The sequence below is a fragment of the Chitinophaga varians genome, assembly GCF_012641275.1.
Lineage (GTDB): Bacteria > Bacteroidota > Bacteroidia > Chitinophagales > Chitinophagaceae > Chitinophaga > Chitinophaga varians_A.
In genome coordinates this window covers 686,337-705,883 of sequence record NZ_JABAIA010000001.1, presented here as the reverse complement: position 1 = coordinate 705,883, position 19,547 = coordinate 686,337, and the positions used below count along the sequence as shown (strand labels likewise).

Annotated in this window: 13 protein-coding genes; 2 read left to right on the top strand and 11 right to left on the bottom strand. The window is 51.1% G+C overall.

Features of this window, described 5'->3' with window-relative positions:
• Nucleotides 1-5: 5 nt before the first annotated feature.
• The 4 genes from HGH92_RS02870 to HGH92_RS02855 all read right to left on the bottom strand — a co-directional run bounded on the left by HGH92_RS02870 (nt 6) and on the right by HGH92_RS02855 (nt 3,905).
• Complete coding sequence (locus HGH92_RS02870) at nt 6-902, bottom strand: type 1 glutamine amidotransferase (RefSeq protein WP_168869249.1); 897 nt, start codon at nt 900-902, stop codon at nt 6-8.
• A gap of 44 nt (nt 903-946) precedes the next feature.
• The gene (locus HGH92_RS02865; protein WP_168869248.1) at nt 947-2,047 is read right to left on the bottom strand and encodes a carboxylate-amine ligase; all 1,101 of its coding nucleotides are present in this window, start codon (nt 2,045-2,047) and stop codon (nt 947-949) included.
• Nucleotides 2,048-2,128: 81 nt separating this feature from the next.
• Nucleotides 2,129-3,193: a RimK family alpha-L-glutamate ligase gene (locus HGH92_RS02860; RefSeq protein ID WP_247654817.1), complete on the bottom strand. Its 1,065-nt coding sequence runs from the start codon at nt 3,191-3,193 to the stop codon at nt 2,129-2,131.
• A gap of 4 nt (nt 3,194-3,197) precedes the next feature.
• Nucleotides 3,198-3,905 carry an esterase family protein gene (locus HGH92_RS02855; RefSeq protein WP_168869247.1) on the bottom strand — a complete coding sequence of 236 codons (708 nt, stop codon included), beginning with the start codon at nt 3,903-3,905 and terminating at the stop codon, nt 3,198-3,200.
• Nucleotides 3,906-3,962: 57 nt separating this feature from the next.
• Here HGH92_RS02855 and HGH92_RS02850 point away from each other — a divergent pair, with 57 nt between their 5' ends.
• Nucleotides 3,963-4,706: an alpha/beta hydrolase gene (locus HGH92_RS02850; RefSeq protein WP_168869246.1), complete on the top strand. Its 744-nt coding sequence runs from the start codon at nt 3,963-3,965 to the stop codon at nt 4,704-4,706.
• 57 nt (nt 4,707-4,763) lie between these two features.
• Here HGH92_RS02850 and HGH92_RS02845 read toward each other — a convergent pair whose 3' ends face one another.
• A complete protein-coding gene (locus HGH92_RS02845; protein ID WP_168869245.1) occupies nt 4,764-8,000 on the bottom strand; it encodes a TonB-dependent receptor domain-containing protein in 3,237 nt (1,078 codons plus the stop codon).
• Nucleotides 8,001-8,421: 421 nt separating this feature from the next.
• Here HGH92_RS02845 and HGH92_RS02840 point away from each other — a divergent pair, with 421 nt between their 5' ends.
• Nucleotides 8,422-9,624 carry a bifunctional 3,4-dihydroxy-2-butanone-4-phosphate synthase/GTP cyclohydrolase II gene (locus HGH92_RS02840; RefSeq protein ID WP_168869244.1) on the top strand — a complete coding sequence of 401 codons (1,203 nt, stop codon included), beginning with the start codon at nt 8,422-8,424 and terminating at the stop codon, nt 9,622-9,624.
• A 342-nt stretch (nt 9,625-9,966) separates the two neighbouring features.
• Here the strand turns inward: HGH92_RS02840 and HGH92_RS02835 are convergent, their stop codons facing one another.
• The 6 genes from HGH92_RS02835 to ggt all read right to left on the bottom strand — a co-directional run bounded on the left by HGH92_RS02835 (nt 9,967) and on the right by ggt (nt 19,543).
• Nucleotides 9,967-14,727: a translocation/assembly module TamB domain-containing protein gene (locus tag HGH92_RS02835; RefSeq protein ID WP_168869243.1), complete on the bottom strand. Its 4,761-nt coding sequence runs from the start codon at nt 14,725-14,727 to the stop codon at nt 9,967-9,969.
• Nucleotides 14,728-14,910: 183 nt separating this feature from the next.
• Nucleotides 14,911-15,780, bottom strand: a complete 870-nt coding sequence (locus HGH92_RS02830) for a TraB/GumN family protein (protein ID WP_168869242.1) — start codon at nt 15,778-15,780, stop codon at nt 14,911-14,913.
• Between the two features lie 18 nt (nt 15,781-15,798).
• Complete coding sequence (locus HGH92_RS02825; protein WP_168869241.1) at nt 15,799-16,854, bottom strand: aminotransferase class I/II-fold pyridoxal phosphate-dependent enzyme; 1,056 nt, start codon at nt 16,852-16,854, stop codon at nt 15,799-15,801.
• Nucleotides 16,855-16,860: 6 nt separating this feature from the next.
• Complete coding sequence (locus HGH92_RS02820) at nt 16,861-17,286, bottom strand: hypothetical protein (RefSeq protein WP_168869240.1); 426 nt, start codon at nt 17,284-17,286, stop codon at nt 16,861-16,863.
• Complete coding sequence (locus tag HGH92_RS02815) at nt 17,286-17,807, bottom strand: DUF1572 family protein (protein ID WP_168869239.1); 522 nt, start codon at nt 17,805-17,807, stop codon at nt 17,286-17,288. The genes HGH92_RS02820 and HGH92_RS02815 overlap by 1 nt, the downstream gene beginning before the upstream one ends.
• 29 nt (nt 17,808-17,836) lie before the next feature.
• Nucleotides 17,837-19,543: a gamma-glutamyltransferase gene (gene ggt, locus HGH92_RS02810; protein ID WP_168869238.1), complete on the bottom strand. Its 1,707-nt coding sequence runs from the start codon at nt 19,541-19,543 to the stop codon at nt 17,837-17,839.
• Between the last annotated feature and the right edge of the window lie 4 nt (nt 19,544-19,547).

The window sequence follows — 19,547 nt, the reverse complement described above, 5'->3', positions numbered from 1 at the left end:
ACGGATTAGAAAAAGGTGTTTTCATCATCGTTGTGGAAAGGAACGCCATCCAGGTGCTCGATGGCAGCCAGTCTGTCGGTCAGTTGCCCGTAAACGGCGTAATCGAGGAAGGCGGTGATCAGCCGGTCGTGCGTCAGCATGATTTTATCCGGATCGGTGAGTTGTTCCAGCATGCTGTTATATTTTTCGATGCCGTGATGATCTACCACTTGCTTTTTCTTTTCTTCCTGGCGGAGGTACATATGCATACCGTCGGCATCTGCTTCCGGGTGGAACTGGGTACCGATGAAGTGATCGTTGAAGCGGATGGCCATAGTGGCGCGTTCCAGCGGTACGTGGGGCCTTTCTTTTTCGAGGGCCAGCACCTGGCCTCCCATGGCGTAAAGCCGTTCGTGGTTCAGTTCTATCACCTGCCAGTTGCGGCTGTCAACGATGTAAAACGGATCTGGCAGGGCGGTAAACACTTTTTCGGTAAGGCCGGCAGCGGTTTTATGAACCGGGAACACTCCGAAGGCCGGTGATTTGCGTTTGCAGACGTTACCGAGCTGGTAATACCGGCACATGATCTGGTAGGAGTGACAGATAAAAAAGGCTGGTTTTTTCTGTTCCTGTGTGCGGTTCCATGCGAGCAGGTCTTCTATCAGCGCGAAATATTGTTGTTCCCACGCGCTGCCTTCGCTGTCTACCGGGCTGCCGGGGCCGCCGGTAGAGATATAAATATCATAGGAAGTGTCGGGCACCTGTTGTTGCAGTCTGACTTCAAATTCATCGAATTGCAGGTCCAGTGCGTGCATCGCTGCATATTGCACCAGTATTTCCCGGATACAGCGCATACCCTCATTGGCCACGCCCTCATACATATCCAGCACTGCTACTTTCCACTTGTTTTTGATTGGATGCATACTGCAAAATTACGAATTACGGCCGGGTAATCCTTCATCCCGGCTCAGCAGTTCTGCAGAAACTGTCGATGGATGTAGTCGGTCACTGCTACGAGGTCTTTGGTTTCTTCATAAACTTTCAGCTGCCTGTCAGCGCCGGTACCGTTTTCCAGGATATGGCCGGTGGCACGGATCACATCGCGGCTGCCCAGGTCGTCCACTACGTCATCAATAAAATCGAGCAATTCGTATATGAGTGACCGTGTGTTGACTTCCATCTCCTTACCAAAATCGATGAGGTTACCATCAATACCATAGCGGGAAGCGCGCCATTTGTTTTCATTGACCAGCGCCCGGTTGTAGATGATGAAGTTAAGGTTCTGCATCCGCAGCTTGTATATTTTGGCGCATACCGCCTGGAACAGGGCTGCCAGCGTGATGGTGTCGTCTATGGTCAGGGGCACGTCGCAGATGCGGAATTCCACGGTATTGAAGAAAGGGTGTACCCGGAGGTCCCACCATACTTTTTTGGCGTTGTCGATACAGTTGGTTTTGACCAGCAGTTTAATGTAGTTGTCATATTCCTCAATACTGGCAAAATAATCGGGAATGCCGGTACGGGGAAATTTATCGAAAACCTTGGTACGGAAGGATTTGAAGCCGGTGTTACGGCCCTCCCAGAAAGGAGAGTTGGTGCTGAGGGCAAAAATATGTGGCAGGAAATAACGGACGGAATTAGCGATATGCAGGGCCATTTCCCGGTTTTCCATGCCTACGTGCACGTGCAGGCCGAAGATCAGGTTGGACCTGGCGGCGTCCTGCATTTCGTTGACGATCTCAAAATAGCGGGGATGGTCGGTGATCATTTGTTTTTCCCACTTGCTGAAAGGGTGGGTGCCGGAGGCGCCGATGCTGAAACCGAGGTCGCCGGCTATCTGGGTGATGGTGCGGCGCAGCAGTGCCACATCTTCGCGGGCTTCGTGGATATTGGCGCATATCTGCGTGCCCACTTCCACTACCGCCTGATGAAATTCAGCTTTTACCTGGTCGCGGATCACTTTGTGGGCTTGTTCCACAATCTTTTGCTCATGGGACCGGAGCTCCCGCGTGGTGGGGTCCATCACCATATACTCTTCTTCTATACCCAGCGTAAACGCTTTGAACATGATTAAAATTTTTCCCGAAATTACGAATTACACACAACGAAATGTATTCGGATAATTTGTAGGGAGATAATAGCCTGTTGTTTACTGTTTTTCTTTCGATTTTGTTTTTCGGGCAGATGCCGGCTTTTTGTCCGTTTTTTTGGCGGCGGTAGCTTTCTCTTTTACCGGCGTGGGTTTCGCGGGTTTGACGTTTTTTGTCGCAGCTGTTTTTTTACCGTTGCCGCGGATGAACTTTCCCCAGGTAAGATTGTCTTTCCCTGGTTTCTGTGCCATGGCCCGCTCGATGGCGTAACGGGCGCTGGTTTCCACCACCCATTCAAAATGTTCCTCGCCAATGGCGTTGATGTCGGCATCGGGGGCGGGATTACAGAAGTCGATCGCATAGGGCACGTCGCCTCTGACGGCTATTTCCACTGTATTAAAGTCGTAGCCGAGGTATTGATTGAGCGCGACCACCTGGTCGGTGATCTGCTGCATCAGCGCGTCGCTGCCATTGAAATCGGACTGGTAGCGCTGATGGGGCGCGTTTTTGGGATTGTAGGCCATAATCCGCACCTGATTGCCGCCGATGCAAAAACAGCGGTAGTATTGTGAAAAGTCTATTTCTTCCTGTAACATCATCACCAGTTGACCGGTATCTCCATGTTGCCGGAAGAAATCATCTTTATCCTCGATGTGATATACATGTTTCCAGCCGCCACCGGCGAAAGGTTTCATGTATGCGGGGAATCCGATATAGTCGAAAATCGTGTTCCAGTCAAACGGGTAGATCAGGTTCCGGAATGATTTGTCGGTAGTATTGTCGGGCAGCGAATAGGAGGGCAGCAGTACGGTGCGGGGCACGGTAACGCCTATCTTTTGTGCCAGGGCATTGTTAAAGAATTTATCATCGGCGCTCCACCAGAAAGGGTTGTTGATGACGGCGCAGCCGGCGGTGGCGGCATTTTTCAGGAAAGCGCGGTAAAAAGGCACGTCCTGCGATATGCGGTCTACGATGACGGCATATCCGCTGTCGGCGCCCTGCAGCACTTTATCGATCGTTACAAATTCCGCGAAGATACCGGGCGGATTGATACGGTTGACGCGGTCTACGAACGCCTGTGGGAATGAGTTTTCCTGTCCGAATAAGATGCCGATCTTTTTCATACGTTTACTTGATAAGTGACAGATAGTGTGGCAGCATTTCGCGCCATACGGGCCAGTCGTGCCGGGCATGCGGCCTGATGTCCAGCCAGTGGGTGATATTTTTTGCGGCCAGCAGTTGTGAGAATTGTTCATTCTGCGGGCGGGTGACGTCCGTTTCGGCGGCGCCGAGTACGATGCCCATGCGCCACAGGTCAGGGTCCTGGTTGTCTGGCATGAAGTCGGCCGGGTTGTGATAATACACCTGGTCGTCGTAATAGCCGTCCATCCTGGATTTGATATCGAAGATACCGCTGAGGCTGAAGAGATAAGACACCCGGCCGGGATAGCGGAAGGCGAAATTGGCCGCATGATAACCGCCAAAGCTACATCCGGCGGCAACGATCCGCTGCCGGCCTGTTTCAGCCTCTATTCGGGGCAGCACTTCTTCCAGCAGCATTTTATCATAACAGGTATGATTATACGCCCGGTAACGGGGATCGATGCTTTTGTTGTACCAGCTGGCGGCATCGATACTGTCGGGGCAATACACTTTAACGCGTCCTTCATCAATAAACCAGCGGATAGCGTCTATCAGGCCACGGTCTTTGCTTTCATAGTAGCGGCCCATGGAGGTCGGGAACAGTAGTAACGGATATCCGCTGTCACCGAATACCAGCATCTCAAATTCCTTTCCCAGGTTGGGCGAGTGCCATTTATAGTAGTTTTCAGTCATGGGAAAGTGTTTAGTTAAATTTAAAGAAGATTATTGGTTTATCGGTAAATTGTTGACATGCAAATGGATCGAATGGTGCTCACTGCTGCGGGGCTGCATCGGGAAGTCACGCTGGACGTATATATACAGGCAGGAACGCCGCATGTTTTATTGTTGGTGAATGACGGGCAGGACCTGCCTGCATTGCCGGCGGTGGTGCCGCCGGGAGTATGGATAGCGGCGGTGCATGCGGGGCCGCGGCGGCGTATGGAGTACGGCGTGGCAGGTATTGCCGACTATCAGGGCAATGGCTCGCTGGCGGCGGTTTACAGCCAGTTTATCATAAAAGAACTATTACCCTTTCTGGAACAGCGTTATCCGTTGTTGACCGGTGTGAAACGGGCCTTCGCAGGATTCTCGCTGGGAGGGCTGTCGGCGCTGGACATTGTATGGCAGTACCCGCAATACTTCGGTATGGCAGGGGTGTTCTCCGGGGCGCTCTGGTGGCGCAGCCGGCCACTGGATGCCCATTACCGGGAAGAGCGCGACCGTATCATGCACCGGCGTATCCGGGACAGTGCCTGTCGGCCGGGGCTGCAGTTCTTTTTTGAATGCGGCACTGACGATGAAACGGCAGATCGTAACGGTAACGGCGTTATCGACAGTATTGACGATACGCTCGACCTGATAACAGAATTGAAGCGGAAAGGTTATCGTGAGCCGGAGGATATTACCTACCTGGAGATTGCTGGTGGACGGCATGATCAGGAGACGTGGGGGAGAGCGATGGAGGTGTTTTTGGGATTGGAGTTTTTTATATAAAAGAGAAGGGCTGACCAAACGGTCAGCCCTTCTCTTTTATTGTAAGATGTGATTAGCTTAGAAGCTGTAACGAACACCAATCTGACCTCTCCAACGAGAAGTGAAGTTGTTGATGAAGTAAGGTTTTTCCTCACCGTATCCGTTAATAACCCTTCTGTAGTCATACTGGAATACAGGAGTGCCGTTGTCGAATTTCCTGAAAGTGAGCGGAGTGGAAGCCTGGTTGGTGATGAAGTAAGTCTGACCCCATTCTTTGTTCAACAGGTTACCTACGTTCAGGATGTCGAAAGTAAGTTCAACTTTGTGGTTTTTCCAGATAGGCAGGACTTGCGCCACTTTAAAGTCGAATACATGCTCAAACGGAGTGCGGGAAGCATTTTTCTTTGCGTTTTCACCACGGTGTTTGCTCAGGTAGCTGTCGTTGCTGATCAGGCGTTCCAGATCTTCACGTTGCTGTGCTTCTGTACGTTGGTAGATAACTGCGCCGGCAGTGTTTTTCTGCTGGATCAGGTCAAAACGCATTGTGGTTACTTCAGAAGCAGTAGGAATATAGATCAGGTCGTTGTTACCATTGGTAGCCAGGTCGTCACCAGTCGGGTCAACTGTGTTGAAGTATACCCAGCTGTAAGGAATACCGGATTGACCGTTGTAGAACAGGCTGACAGTAGTAGCAAAGTTCTTCTGTTTGCCATATTTAAATGTTTTGGCAATTACACCCATTACGCGGTGGCCCATGCTGTAGTTCGCGCGAGCGAGGTCCAGGTTGTTCAGGCCGTTCACGTTCGGGCTAAAGCGCCAGTTGGAAGCGGCTGTAGAAGAAGTACCGTCATTTACGGAGTAGGCGTCGCCGTAAGAGTAACCGATTTTAACGAACAGGCCGTTGCTGGTTACTTTGGTCAGCTCACCGGAGATGTTATAGGTATAACCTTCGCTGGTGTTCTGCAGCAGCAGTACCTGGTCACCCCAACCGGTAGTTTTCTTTTTGAAAGTAGGGCGTTTAAGACCACCACCCAGTGCAGTGCTGTCGTTGGTAGGAATGATGTTCAGGTTGTTCCATACCGCGTTGTTGATGGTTTTAGAGAAGTTACCTTCAACAATGGCTTTCATGCCCCAGGGCAATTGTCTTTCAACTGCCAGGTTGGTTTTGAATACCTGCGGGAATTTGAAGTTTTTATCACTCAGGTTGATGTTAGCTGCTCTCGGTGTTACGTTGCCACCCATAGCCGCCAGCATGGTAGCTGAGTATTGACCATAGAACGGGCTGTTAGGATCATATTGGAACCTAACACCGGCTGGCAGTGCGTTACCGGACAGGCTGATGTTTGTATAAACGTTACCGGATGTGTTGTACTGGTTGGAGATCCATACAAACGGTACACGACCAGTAAAGATACCTGCACCACCACGGATGATAGTTTGACCGTCATTGGTCAGGTCCCAGTTGAAGCCTACTCTTGGTGCTACCAGCAATCTTGATTTAGGAATGGTAGTAGTAGAATATCCTTCGAAGTTGGGGTCTTTATTAAAGAGTGCATTGTCCGGAGGTGTGGTGGGGAAGAACGGAACGTCTACTCTCACACCGGCAGTCAGGGTGAAGTTTCTGCGGATGTTCCATTCGTCCTGAGCATAGAAACCGATCTGCGCTGCCTTAAAGCCGATACCTTCACGGAGTGTAGAGTCAGCGGTGGTGTAGTTGATCTGATATTGTCTGGGTTTCAGTCCCTGCAGGAATCCGTTGATGGAGTCATAGGAGTAGGAACCGAATGCGCCCTGAATGAAGGTATTTTTGATGTTGTACAGTTCAGCGTTAGCACCAACAGTGATGGTGTGTTTGCCGTGGTACATAGTCAGGTTGTCAGTGAATGTCCAGATTTTCTGGTCCAGTGCATTGGCAGTGGAAGAGAATTCACTACCCAGGTTGATGGTCCTGCCATTGTCGTTGATGACAACGGTCGGGAAAGGCTGACCGAGGTAAGACCTTCTGTCTTTTACAACGTTATAGCCTATACGCAGCTCGTTACTCAGTTTGTTAGAGAAGCTGGAGTTCAGCTCAATTACACTGGAGTTGCTTTTGGAAGGGAAAGAGTAGTAGTTGTTGTAGAAAGCGGCAATGCTGGGGCCACGGCTGGTGTTAATGTCGCTGGCGTCCAGGTAGTTGTGACGGATAGTCAGTTTGTGAACATTGTTGATGTTCCAGTCTACACGGCCGAAGATAGTAGTTGCTGTCTTCTTGCGGGTCTGGTCTGTATAACCGCCGAGATCTACGTTGTATTTGTCTTTTACGAAATTGTAGATACGGGACAATTCATCAACAGTAACGTTGTTTGCGCCGGCGCCCGGGTTGAAGTCTACCGGGTTATTACGTTCAGTTCTTTCAACGTTGGCGAAGAAGAACAGTTTGTTTTTGATGATCGGGCCACCAAGGCTTGCACCATAGATTTTGCTGTTGAAGTCACCATATGGAGTGTGGGTGGAGTCCGGAGATTTACCTACGAAGCTTTTGTTTTGCAGGTACAGGTAAGCAGAACCGTGGAAATCGTTGGTACCGCTTTTGGTGATGGCGTTGATACCGCCACCTGTAAAGCCGCTCTGCTTAACATCGTACGGGTTTAAAACGATTTGCAGCTGATCAATAGTTTCGATGGAGATCGGGTTAGCACCAGCCTGGCCACCGTTTGTACCGGAAGCAGACAGACCGAATACGTCATTGGTCACAGCACCGTCCACAGCAAACTGGTTGTATTTATTGCTCTGGCCGCCGAAGGAAATACCTAAAGGAGCACCATCGCTGCCTCTGGTGGAAACGGAAGCCTGAGGGCTCAGTTTCACGAAATCCTGTACGCTTCTGTTTACAGTAGGAATATTGTCAATCTGGGTACGGCTAACGTTCAGTGCAGTACCGCCGTTACCCTGTGCTACCGCTTTGGCGGCAGTAATATTGATTTCCTGAAGGGTGGTGGAACCTTCAGTCAATTTCACATTCAATTTCTGAGGAGTACCCAGTTGCAGGAAAATGTTGTTGAACGTTTCCGTGCCGTAGCTGATAAAAGATACTTCCACTTTGTACGGGCCGCCAACACGCATGTTGGGAATGGTGAATTCGCCGCCGTTACGGGTAGTGGTTCCATAAACAGTACCGGATGGCGTGTGAACTGCCTTTACGGTGGCACCGATCAGGCCTTCGCCTTTGGAATCCGTTACAACACCGACCATGCTACTGGTGGTTACCTGTGCATAGGTTAAGATCGTCGTGAGTAATAAGGATAAGGTAAAGAGTAATTTTCTAAATCCCATGATTAGAGAAGTTTGTTTCATGGCGCAAAGGTGCCAAAAAACTTTGGGAAAATTTTAACGCCGAATTAACAAATTGTTAAGTCGTGAAAGAACGCATAATCCTCGATAAATTTTTTTGATATCTTAACAGGTTAATCCACATTTGCCGGATGTTTGTTCAGGAATTTCGAAAAAAATTATGAATCCTCAAATCGGGCTATTTGTTAATGCATAAAAGCGTTGCCCGGCGCGAACTTTATTGTATTTCAGATTGTTGCATGTTAAACTTATTGCGCTAATTTCTTATTTGTTAAAATCTGATTGTATAATTATCAAATTGTCAAAAGATTCCCCTGTTTCCACCCGGAATGTTTCCTTGACCATTTCCCGTGTTTAAGTCGTAACTTTGCGGTCATTCAACATTGACCCGGAGGGATAATATATGTTAGATACAATAGCAGCAGCAATAGAAGATATCAAGAACGGCAAACTGGTAATCGTAGTAGATGATGAAGACCGCGAAAACGAGGGCGACTTTATTACCGCAGCGCGTAACGTTACGCCGGAGATCATCAACTTTATGAGCACACATGGCCGTGGCCTGATCTGCGCTCCCCTGGCAGAAGAACGCTGCGAAGAACTCGGACTGGAACTGATGGTGAGAGATAATACCGCCCTGCATCAGACTCCCTTTACCGTATCGGTGGATTTACGCGGCCATGGCTGCACTACCGGTATCTCCGCACACGACAGAGCCAAAACGGTACAAGCACTGATCGACCCAAACATCAGACCGGAAGAACTCGGCAAGCCCGGGCACATCTTCCCCCTGAAAGCCAAAACTGGCGGCGTCCTGCGCCGTGCCGGCCATACGGAAGCAACGATAGACCTGGCACGACTGGCCGGCTTTGAGCCCGCCGGCGTACTGGTGGAAATCATGAACGAAGACGGCTCCATGGCCCGCCTGCCACAACTGCGGGAAATAGCCGACAAATTCGACCTCAAACTGATCTCCATCCAGGACCTCATTTCCTATATGCTCAGCACCGAAACCCTGATCGAAGAAGGGGTGAGGGTTCAAATGCCTACCAAATACGGCAACTTCGAACTCATCGCCTTCAAACAGGTGAATTCCGGTGAAATCCATATGGCACTGAAAAAAGGAGACTGGACAAAAGATGAACCGGTCCTGGTACGCGTACACTCGTCCTGCGTGACCGGCGATATCCTCCACTCCCTGCGCTGCGACTGTGGTGAACAACTGCACGCTGCCATGCAGATGGTGGAAAAAGAAGGGAAAGGCCTCATCCTCTATATGAACCAGGAAGGCCGCGGTATCGGTCTCATGAACAAACTCAAAGCCTATAAACTTCAGGAAGAAGGCCTCGACACCGTGGAAGCCAACCTGGAACTCGGCTTTAAAATGGATGAACGCGACTATGGCGTAGGCGCCCAGATCCTGCGACACCTCAACATCACCAAGCTGCGCCTCATCACCAACAACCCGCGCAAACGCGCCGGCCTCAGCGGCTACGGCCTCGAAGTAATAGAAAACGTGCCCATCGAAATTCATCCCAACCCCTACAATGAAAATTACCTGCGGACAAAAAGGGACAAACTGGGCCACGAAATCCTGAAAGGCTGATATAATTGATATAATATTATATAGATATCATTCATCCCGGAGCAATTTGCTCCGGGATTTTTTATGTCCCAGGACTGAAGCCCCTGGGCTACGTTCTGATTCAGGTCCGCAAAATGATAGAGTTTGAACGTATAGGGCTAATACCTTTAATGTCCAATCAGGAAAGGGTGACCTTCATCTGAATAATGACCTCAGTCTAAATGACTGCCCTGGCTTCTAAGGCAAAGTACATGTTCTTGAATATTTGCTTATTGGTAGCTACTACATTAATCACAGGCTTATCATCTAAAAGAACCTAAAACACAATGTAGCCCAGGGCTTCAGCCCTGGGATTGTAAGGCATTATTTCATTTCAGTGGAATCTTTCGGTTTCAGGGCTGCCGCCTTGCGAAGGGAGTCCATAAGCGGGGTGCGGCCACGGCGCTGGCTATGAAACAGCTCTCCGAGACGGTTGAACTCACGGATGTAAGATATGCCCACGCCGGATTTCGTACGGTTGTTAAGGTTATATACGTCGTAATCCGATTTGCTGAAGGCGTTGATGCGGAAACGGCCATCGGGCGTCAACAAATATTCGATGCGGAAGTCACCGGCGAAACGGTTGGCATTGGCGGAGGTGGAGGATTTGCCCCAGTCGTAATCGCCACCGGCATACAACCGGAAACGGTTATTGAACAGCGTACTGGTGATACCGGCGCTGACCTGGTTACGGTCTACGGAACTGTTGTCGGCAGTACCGCCAGGGCCGCCGACATTGTACGCGCGGTAGTTGACGTTGACACCGATACCACTGCCTTTGAGCAGGGCACCGGTGATATTGTTAAGGATAGCGGACGCCTGGGCTGACAACGCCTGGCCTACGCTGTTTTTACCGGTAATGCCTACGTTGGCCGCTGCATTGGTAGTGGCGTCATCGGGCAGGAACTGGTTGAAGAGCAACAGGCCATACATCTGCAGCAACGCTTTGTTCTGGTCGTTGTTGATCTCCTTCAGTTTGGCGGCCACACCACTTTCATAGGAGAGGCTTCCTACATCGGGCAGCTCGATGGTGTAGGAGATATCCGGTTTCATCAGGGCGCCGCGCAGGTTGATGAGCACGTCCACCCGTTCGGTACGGGTGGCCAGCTTGTCATTGGAGCTGACGGTGGCGGCCTGTCCCAGCAGGTTATACAGACTCACTTTGGGCAGTGAATATTTAGCGGTGATGTTCACCTTGGCTTCCTGCGGGTCGCCATTCCAGGTGATGGTACTGTTCTTTTCTATATCAAACTTCCAGCTGGTCAGGCGCTGGAAAGTAAAATTGTAAGACCCGTTGTTGATCTCGTAGTTGCCGAACATGCTGAAATCCCCTTCAGTATTGGCAATGATCTGAAGGTTCCCGCTACCGTTGGCAGAGATGATATCGCCGGTGGTGGCGTCAAGGATCACATCGATCTGTGCATCCGGGTTAGCGGCGATGTCCAGTTTTACGGTCAGCTTGGTATTGTCTTTCTTCCGTTTATTTTCTTTAACCTCTGTTCCATAGGTCTTGAAGATGATATAATCATATTTACCGATGTCTTTACTGTCCGACATCGGGAGATAGAAGTGAGTGCCCTTCAGTGGCCGCGCCAGGATATGCATCTGCATATCGTTGATAGGACCGGAGAAATAGACTTTTCCGTCTGCCAGCACGTCCCCGTAAAAAAGGTCGTTGTCGGCGGAAGTGGTGCTGAGAAACAGGAAGTTGCGGCCGGTCACATCAAAGTCGAAGTTCAGTTTATTGAAGTGGTCATGACTGATATAGCCGCTGGCTGTGCCTTTGCTGCCGTATTTGTCAATAACGGCAAAGTTGCCGAATTCAATGAGGTTGTCATCGATGTTAACGTTTAACCGGGGGATCTTGTAACGGGTGCCCAGGTAGTCGACGGTTACGGCCACGGTGTCCAGCTGAAGGCTGCCACGCATGGAGGGCAGGTCGGTGGTGCCGGAAACATTCACTTTCCCGGTAACGGCGCCTGTCAGATCGGAAACATAGCCTGTCAGGTATTTGCTGAGCAGATTGATGGACATGCCATTGAAATCCACGGAGGCGTCAATATCCTTATTGGTGGCGGAAAGGCCTACTTTGCCCTGTGCCAGGAAGTTTTTGCCTTCGTTGTCGGATTTAACGAGGAAGGTAGCGGTACCGGTACGGTGCAGGTAACTGCCATCTATATTAAGTGTGCCGATAGAATCATTGTCTATACGCAGCTCACGTGTACGCAGCGCTGCTGTGACATCAAGGTCCTGGGTGGGATCAGTGATATGGATGGTGCCGTCGGTAATGCCTTCAATGCGGGTGGTGATCAGCTGGGAAGGGATCACGTCAGGCAGGTTCAGGTTTTTGAGCGTGACGATGAACCGGGATTCATCGGGATTGAATTCGTTGGTCTCTACCGTGATACTCTGGTCATTGCGGGTTACGCGCAGATTGTGTACGGTGAGAAAGTCTTTGCTCCAGTATATTTCATTGCCGGGCGTTACGTTCCATTGCCGCTCGTTGACGGTAAAGGCACTGTTCAGGAAATTGATCTTAATGCCCTGGCGGACGGTAACGATACGCGCATAGAAACCATCCAGGGAAGAGGTGTCCTGTGCCTGTAAATCTACTTTCAGGTAAGAAGTGTCGTTACCTGAACTGGCCAGTATCAGCGGGTTTTGCAGGATGGTGTTGGTACCGGACAACACTTTGCCGATGCTGGTGCTGATATTGACTTTGCTGAAAGTGCCGTCTCCTTTTACCTGCAGGTCCTGTGCCCGGTATCCGAGATACCCGGCTTCCGGGATATTGATGTTGAGCGACAGGTTACCGCCATTCATGGTATTTAGACCGCCCTGAACAGATGTGTTGTCGAAGCCGGTAAATTTATTGGTAAAGCCTTTCAGCAGTTTCTCTACTTCTCCGAACTGGAAGGCGAAGGTGAAATTCTCCTGGATATCCGCCTTCTGCGGCGCCAGGAAATAACTGGGGTAGTATTTATATAAAAGCAGCTGGAAGGCGTCTGGCAGCTCCATGAGTTTGTAGGAGCCTTTTACAAAACCGCTTACCTCACTGCCGTTCAGGCTCAATACTTTCTGGTTGTCCTGCATGTGCGTGGCGACACGGAGGGAGTCAAACTCCAGCCGTTTACCGTCTTTGTACAAAGACACTTCGTGCATACGGGCAGTACCGTCGAAGTTGTCGATGGTGTTACCGGCGAAGTTCAGGTCCAGCGTGGCTTGCAGGGTGACCGAATCCTCCACGATGTGCAGCGCTTTCAGGTCTGCCTTGCGAAGATCGGAGTGGAAATTAAAGATGGGCAGCGCCTCGTTGAAATCGATGGTGCCGGTGAAGTCCATGTCCAGATTGGGATCTTTGGATGCCAGCGAGCCATTGAAGAACTTGCGGCTCATGGTGCCATTGGTCTTGATATTACGGTAGGTGTAGCCGAACAGGCTCATTTCCTGTACATCGGCGTCTACACTGGCTTTGAGCGTTTTAAAGTTGAAGCCGGCCCCGTCTACTTTGGCATTGAGCGTGAGGGTGGACAGGTTGTTGTTATCGAAAAGGGTGCCCACGTCAAAGCCGGTGGTGGTGAGGCTTCCGGAGTATACGGGCACATCGCGGCTGGTCTTAAAGTTAAGGTCAGAGCTGAGTTTGCCCAGATTGGTCTGGAACTGGCCGTAAGCCACAAAGTCATTGATAAAGCCGGTATAACTTCCCTGGAAGCGGATGGACGTGAGCTTGTCCATGCGGATGGCATTCACCTCTTTTACAATCGGCATGATCTGCATAACATCTGCGCCGGTAGTGACCAGCTCTTCTGTATGGAAGTCGATGAATGTTTCGTAGATATCCGGCAGGCCACGCAGTTCGATGCTGCCTTTCAGACGGGTGGTGGTGCCGGCTTCCAGTTCTATCTCTGAGGCTTTCAGGTTGCTCACCGGGCCGCGGGCTTTACCTGTCAGCGTGATTTCTTTTTTCCAGGTGGAGAGCGGTGGCGCAAAAAATGCGATATCGTCTGACGACAGCCGGCAGTCTTTGAAGCGGGCCTGCATGAACACATTGTTCACATAGTCGTTCATGTCACTGATATCGGAGTACTGCATCGTATAGTAGTCACCGATATGGCTCCGGTTCGTTTGCAGGTCCAGCCGGGAGAACTCCATTTCCACGGGGGACATTTTAAAACGGCTCGTGAGTTTTTTCACTTCAAAGCCGGACCGTTCTTTGGTACTGAGAGTAAGATCGCCGATGATACTGTCTTTTACCAGGCTGGTGTTGGTGAGTGACAGGTTGATTTCCCCGAAGCGGATATGATTGGGGGCGAAGTAACCTGCTTCTATTTTAGTGGTGTCATCCGGCATATCCACGCCCAGCATGCCATTGCGGATATGTAGTTCTTTCAGCAACAGTTTCCAGTTGCCATAGTTCCAGCGAAGCTCGCCGGGCGCTGTGCTGTCGGGCACCGGGTTGCCGGTCAGGTGCGTACGTTTGTGCCGCAGCGGGGAAGCGGAATAGCTGCTGATAATAAAGTAGGGGTTATCGAGAAACAGTTCCTGTATATCGATATTGTGTTTTTGCAGGTCCAGGTTTTTGGCGTCGAGGAAAATGCGTTTGGCGTAGCCACGCATGTCTTCGCCCACCCAGGCGTCAATTTGATTGATGCGGATATTGCGGAGATCTATTTTTTTCAGGTCAAGGGAGATGCCTTTGGACGGTGTTTTGGATTTGGGGGAAGGAGGACCGGAGAAAGCGTCTTCCAGGAAACGGTAATTCCAGACAGAATCGTTGCGGGGCCGTAGCAGGTTGACCTGCGCATCTTCCAGTCCGACGAACTTAATAACGGGTTTGTCCTGAAAAAAGAACCAGTCAGTGATGCGCACCTGCAATTTGCCCGCGTACAGGAGGGTGTCTTTATGCTGATCTTCGATGAGTGCTCCTTCCAGCTGCATACTGTTGAACAGCCGTAACGTGACGCGGTTTATTTCAACGCGTGTGTGGAGCTGATCGGACAAACGCGATGTGACCTCCCTCACCAGCAGGTTCTGGACTGCGGGTATATTGATTAATACTCCCACCAGAATGATCAGGCCTAACAAACACAGTAAAATGATAGTTAATATTTTCCGAACTTTTTTCAGGCACCAAAGTTTATCCGGCAAAAATAGGGGTTATTGGCCATTTAGTTATTTTGTTATTTGATCATTTATCAATTTTAGGCCCGTACAGCCTGCGGGAATCAACAAATGTTCAAATAACAAAATAACTGAATGGCGAAATAATCAGTTGACGGCTTCCACTTTATATCCTTCTTTTCTTAAAAGAGCAATAAGCCCTTTGGCGCCCGCCAGGTGTGCGGCGCCTACGGCAACGAACACCGGCCCTTTGGACATCAGCTGTTCGAGCTGTGGTACCCATGCTGCATTACGGCGAAAGAGCATCAGGTCCTGATAATCTTTCAGATCAGGGGATTGTATAACTAATTTGTACAGTTTATCAAGGTCCTGTTGTTTCCAGGTGTCCAGCATCACGCGGGCTTCCTTGTCATTGTTCTTGATATCCTGTACCAGTCGCACGATCATTTCTGCTTCTGTTTTATCGGGGATACTGTCAAAGAGGGCCATCTGCGATTCCACTGTTTCGAGGGTGGCGATGGGTATGTTTTTGGTGGTGGCCAGGGTGGCCAGCTCCCTGTCGGGTGCAGCGATGTCCTGGTTCTGGCAGGGTACCTGTTTCATCATCAGCAGGGTGGTCAGCATAAAAGGTTTGGCTTTGTCGAGCGGAGCAAGGCTGAAGTGCAGGGAGTCCTGGAAGAACTGGTCTACCATGGCGTATTGTGAAGGCTCGAATAATTTCCGCAGGGAATAGTCATCGGCCTGGTTGAATATCAGCGACTGCAGTTTGTCCTTGTTGTTGGACATCAGGTCTATTTCCATACACATTGTCTGGGCGCCCTGCAAGGCGTTGGTGACGGCAGGGGCAAAAGACAAGTCATTTTTACAGACCAGGTGCATGGTGCCAAAGAGATAGGAGGGGGCGCTAAGGCCTTTACCGGTTACTTTCCATAACAGGGATTTACCCTGTGCATGGCCTGAGAGCTGTATCAGCAGCGCCAGGAGCAAGGGAGCGAGGGTTTTCAGAGGGCGTAACATTGACGAGATTTTTTATTGTTAATAACCATATTCTTTCAGGAACTGGTAAAGGGACAGGATATCCTGCTGGGTATGCAGTGCAGATATAATGGCCCTGTTTACCGGTTGGCTGTGGGGAAACGGGTAAGGGAAACTGGAAATGATAACATCCCGTTCAGCCAGATAGTTTAACAGCGGTGGTTTTTCTGCCGGTTGTGGCAGGATGAACACCGGTAGCCCATGCGGGTTGTGAATCGCCGAATTGGCCGCCAGGTGCAGGAAGTAGGCCACGTTCTGTTGCAGCTGCATCCGTTGTTGCCGGACGAGGTCGGCTGACTGCAGCCAGGCATGCGCGCCGGCCGGCATCATTGGAGTGCTGCCCGTGAAAAAGCCGTTCTTTTTCAGTGCGGCGATATCGGCGGCATGGCCCGCCACTACACCGCCTTCTACGCTGTAAGCCTTGGCCAGCGAAGCGGTAATAAGATAACGCACCTGTTCCGTGCCGGGCAGCAGGTGAATGCTTCCCTGGCCGCGGGGGCCAAGGATGCCGATGCCATGAGAATCGTCTATCAGTACCAGTACTTTGCGTTGCAACAGGCGGAGCCAGTCGAAAGCATATACCTCCCCGGTGATAGGGTTCAGCGCATCGGTGACGATCACGTAATGATGATCTGCGTCACCGTTCACACGCGCAATCGTCTCCTGCTCCCATTGTGCCCTGTCGACGGCCGGCAGCTGCGGTGTGCCAAGCCACAATGCCGGATGGGCGCCGGGCGCATAACAGAGCTGGCCACGGGTGGCGGCATAGTGGATGGCCGCCTGCGCAGCCATATAACCGGAAGAAAGCACTACTGCGGCCTGCTGCTCCAGGTGGGTGCAGAGCGCGTGTTCCATCTCTTCAAAAAGCGACAACCGCACATTGCCCGCCCTGGAAGAGGGATAAAGCGTTCCATAACGGTGGATGCCTTCCATGAAGGCGCTTTTAAAAGCGGGTTGCTGATGTAGACCGAGATAGGAGAAGCCCGAGAAAAAAAGGCAGCTGCGATTGTCAACTGTAGCGGTCCTTCCCGGGGTAATATCGGTGTGTAGAAGCATAGGTAGCTATTCTTTTCGGGTACGCAGAATAAAATGGTAATCGCCGGATTTCACTTTCATATCAAAGTGGGATTCATCCAGCTTTTCCACGGTGACCAGGTTTTCCGCCGTACGGGAGCCGTTGGAGGCGGTGACGGAGATCACCTTGCCGTTGCTGAGCAGAAAGTATTTGCCCGAATCCGGTTTGCCCGCGATGGTGGCCACAAATACATTGTTGTCCAGGAACTGGTAGTATACGTCGGTGTAATAACCGTCTTTCAGGTCTTTGGCCTGAATGAGCTGGGTGTTATTGTACGGGTCGCCCTGCGGCACTTTTACATCGTATACACGCCATTTCTTATGCTTCAGCAATTCGTCTGTCCTGCCGGTGTTACAGGCGAACAACGCCATTGCGGGCAGGATAACGGTGAAGATAGTACGTAGTTTCATCATTATTTGTTCCCGAATTTTTGCTGGTTGAAAGCTTCTGACTGGCCTTTGGGAATAGAAAGGCTTTGCCAGTTTTCGCCCAGAATCATTTTGCCGATATATACCATCTGTCCTACGTGATAGGGCACATGGGTCATTTGCCGGTTGATGGCGTCGAGTACGGAATGAGCTTCAGCACGGATGTACACGGTTTTTTCGAGATCGTCCGGCGTGAGGCTGCCGACAGCTTTCAGGAGGCATGCCCAGCCTTCGTGCCAGCGTTGCAGGACAGTTTCTTTGCTGGCCTGGTCTTCTTCAAATTCTTCGTCACGGTGACGGTCGCGTTTCTCACCATCGCTGGTGAGGAAGTCTGTCCAGCGGGACAACATATTGCCGCGCAGGTGTTTTACGATCATAGCGATGCTGTTGGGTTCACCCTGTGGCTGCCAGTGCAGCTGGGGCGTATCCAGCCGTTCAATGGTTTTGGTGCCCATATCGTAATAGGAGCGGAACCGTTGTAACGCGCTGTCGAGATAGAGTTGCATATAAATATTTTTTTTGATTTTCGAATATCTTAATAACCTGCTGCGCTGTCATCGCCCCGTTTGTCGCCTGCAGCGTCGAGCATGTGTGTGCCGGGTGTCCGTTTAATAATTTCGGAACGGCCGATGGGATTACGTTTCACGACTTTATAACCCATCTGTTGCAGCGCAGTGATCACTTCTTCCGGAAAATCTCTTTCCACAGCTATTTCATCGGGCAGCCACTGATGGTGGAACTTGGGTTTGTTGATGGCATCAGCCGGTGAAAGGCCGAACTCAAGTGTGTTCATCAATGTCTGGAAAACGGAGGTGATAATGGTGGAACCGCCTGGCGTACCGAGGGAATACAACGGTTGTTTTCCCTGTAACACGATTGTAGGCGTCATGGAGCTCAGCATGCGTTTGCCGGGGGCGATGGCATTGGCTTCTGTGCCTACAAGGCCGTACATATTAGGTACGCCGGGTTTTACGCTGAAATCGTCCATCTCGTTGTTGAGCAGGAAACCGGCTTTACCTGCCACGGTACGGCTGCCGTAGTGGCCATTGAGCGTGGTGGTAACGGCTACGGCGTTGCCTTTGTCATCGATAATGCTGAGATGGGTGGTTTCTTCACTTTCCGGGAAAGTGCCTGCCTTAGTGGTTTCGCTGCTGCCGGCTTTACCGGGTGCAAAGTCCGCCATGCGGGTGGCCAGGTATTTTTTACTGGTGAGCTGCGCCACCGGGACCTTTACAAAATCAGGATCGCCGAGGTACCGGGCGCGGTCGGCGTAGGCTCTCCTTTCCACTTCAATCATCAGCTGCACGGCTTGGGGAGAATGAAATCCCCATTGCGCCACCGGGTAATTTTCCATCATGCCCATCATTTGCTGCAGGCAGATACCGCCGCTGGAAGGGAGTGGCATGGTCACAATCGTATAGCCTTTATAGTTAAAAGACAGGGCTTTCCTTTCGCGCGCTTTATAGTTTTTCAGGTCGGCCAGGGTCATGATGCCATGGCCCCGCTGCATCTCAGCTACAATATTGGCGGCCGTTTCCCCTTCGTAGAAGCCTGCTGCGCCCTTGTTTCGTATAAGCGTCAGCGTATGGGCGAGGTCTTTCTGTATAAGTGTATCACCTTCTTTCCAGGGCTGTTCTTTTACGAAAGCGGTGGGTTGGGTATTGAGACGCTGGAAATCGGCTTTATAGGCATTGAGGTTGGAAGCTTCCGAGGCGGTGATGGCGAAACCTTTTTCTGCCAGCAGGATAGCAGGGGCTATCAGTTTGGCGAAAGGCAGCCTGGCATATTTCATGGACGCGAAGAGGCCGGCCACCGTGCCGGGGATGCCGGCGGCGAGATGGCCGTCGAGGCTCAGTGTAGTAATGGGATTGCCGGCGCTGTCGAGGTACATGTCCCTGCTGGCTTTGGCCGGCGCTGTTTCCCGGTAGTCCAGCGCTACCTGTGTGCCGTTGGCGAGACGGGCCACCATAAAACCACCGCCGCCGAGGTTACCGGCGCCGGGATATACTACGGCCAGCGCCAGCTGGGTAGCGATGGCCGCATCTACGGCATTGCCGCCCTGCTGCAAGATCATGGCGCCTACGCGGCTGGCCAGCGGATGTGCGGATACTACCGCCCCATGCGGTACGGTGATGTTTTTCTCAATCTGATAGTCATAAGGCCGGAGCTGTTGAATCGGGGACTGGGCACTGGCTGTATAGAAACAGCTTACCACCAGGCCCAACATGATCTGATAACGCATGATA

Coding starts and splice junctions, on each gene's coding strand:
- ggt (WP_168869238.1), bottom strand. CDS start 19,543: ATGCGTTATCAGATCATGTTGGGCCTGGTGGTAAGCTGTTTCTATACA.
- HGH92_RS02845 (WP_168869245.1), bottom strand. CDS start 8,000: ATGGGATTTAGAAAATTACTCTTTACCTTATCCTTATTACTCACGACG.
- HGH92_RS02850 (WP_168869246.1), top strand. CDS start 3,963: ATGCAAATGGATCGAATGGTGCTCACTGCTGCGGGGCTGCATCGGGAA.
- HGH92_RS02830 (WP_168869242.1), bottom strand. CDS start 15,780: ATGTTACGCCCTCTGAAAACCCTCGCTCCCTTGCTCCTGGCGCTGCTG.
- HGH92_RS02870 (WP_168869249.1), bottom strand. CDS start 902: ATGCATCCAATCAAAAACAAGTGGAAAGTAGCAGTGCTGGATATGTAT.
- HGH92_RS02820 (WP_168869240.1), bottom strand. CDS start 17,286: ATGATGAAACTACGTACTATCTTCACCGTTATCCTGCCCGCAATGGCG.
- HGH92_RS02865 (WP_168869248.1), bottom strand. CDS start 2,047: ATGTTCAAAGCGTTTACGCTGGGTATAGAAGAAGAGTATATGGTGATG.
- HGH92_RS02840 (WP_168869244.1), top strand. CDS start 8,422: ATGTTAGATACAATAGCAGCAGCAATAGAAGATATCAAGAACGGCAAA.
- HGH92_RS02815 (WP_168869239.1), bottom strand. CDS start 17,807: ATGCAACTCTATCTCGACAGCGCGTTACAACGGTTCCGCTCCTATTAC.
- HGH92_RS02825 (WP_168869241.1), bottom strand. CDS start 16,854: ATGCTTCTACACACCGATATTACCCCGGGAAGGACCGCTACAGTTGAC.
- HGH92_RS02860 (WP_247654817.1), bottom strand. CDS start 3,193: ATGAAAAAGATCGGCATCTTATTCGGACAGGAAAACTCATTCCCACAG.
- HGH92_RS02855 (WP_168869247.1), bottom strand. CDS start 3,905: ATGACTGAAAACTACTATAAATGGCACTCGCCCAACCTGGGAAAGGAA.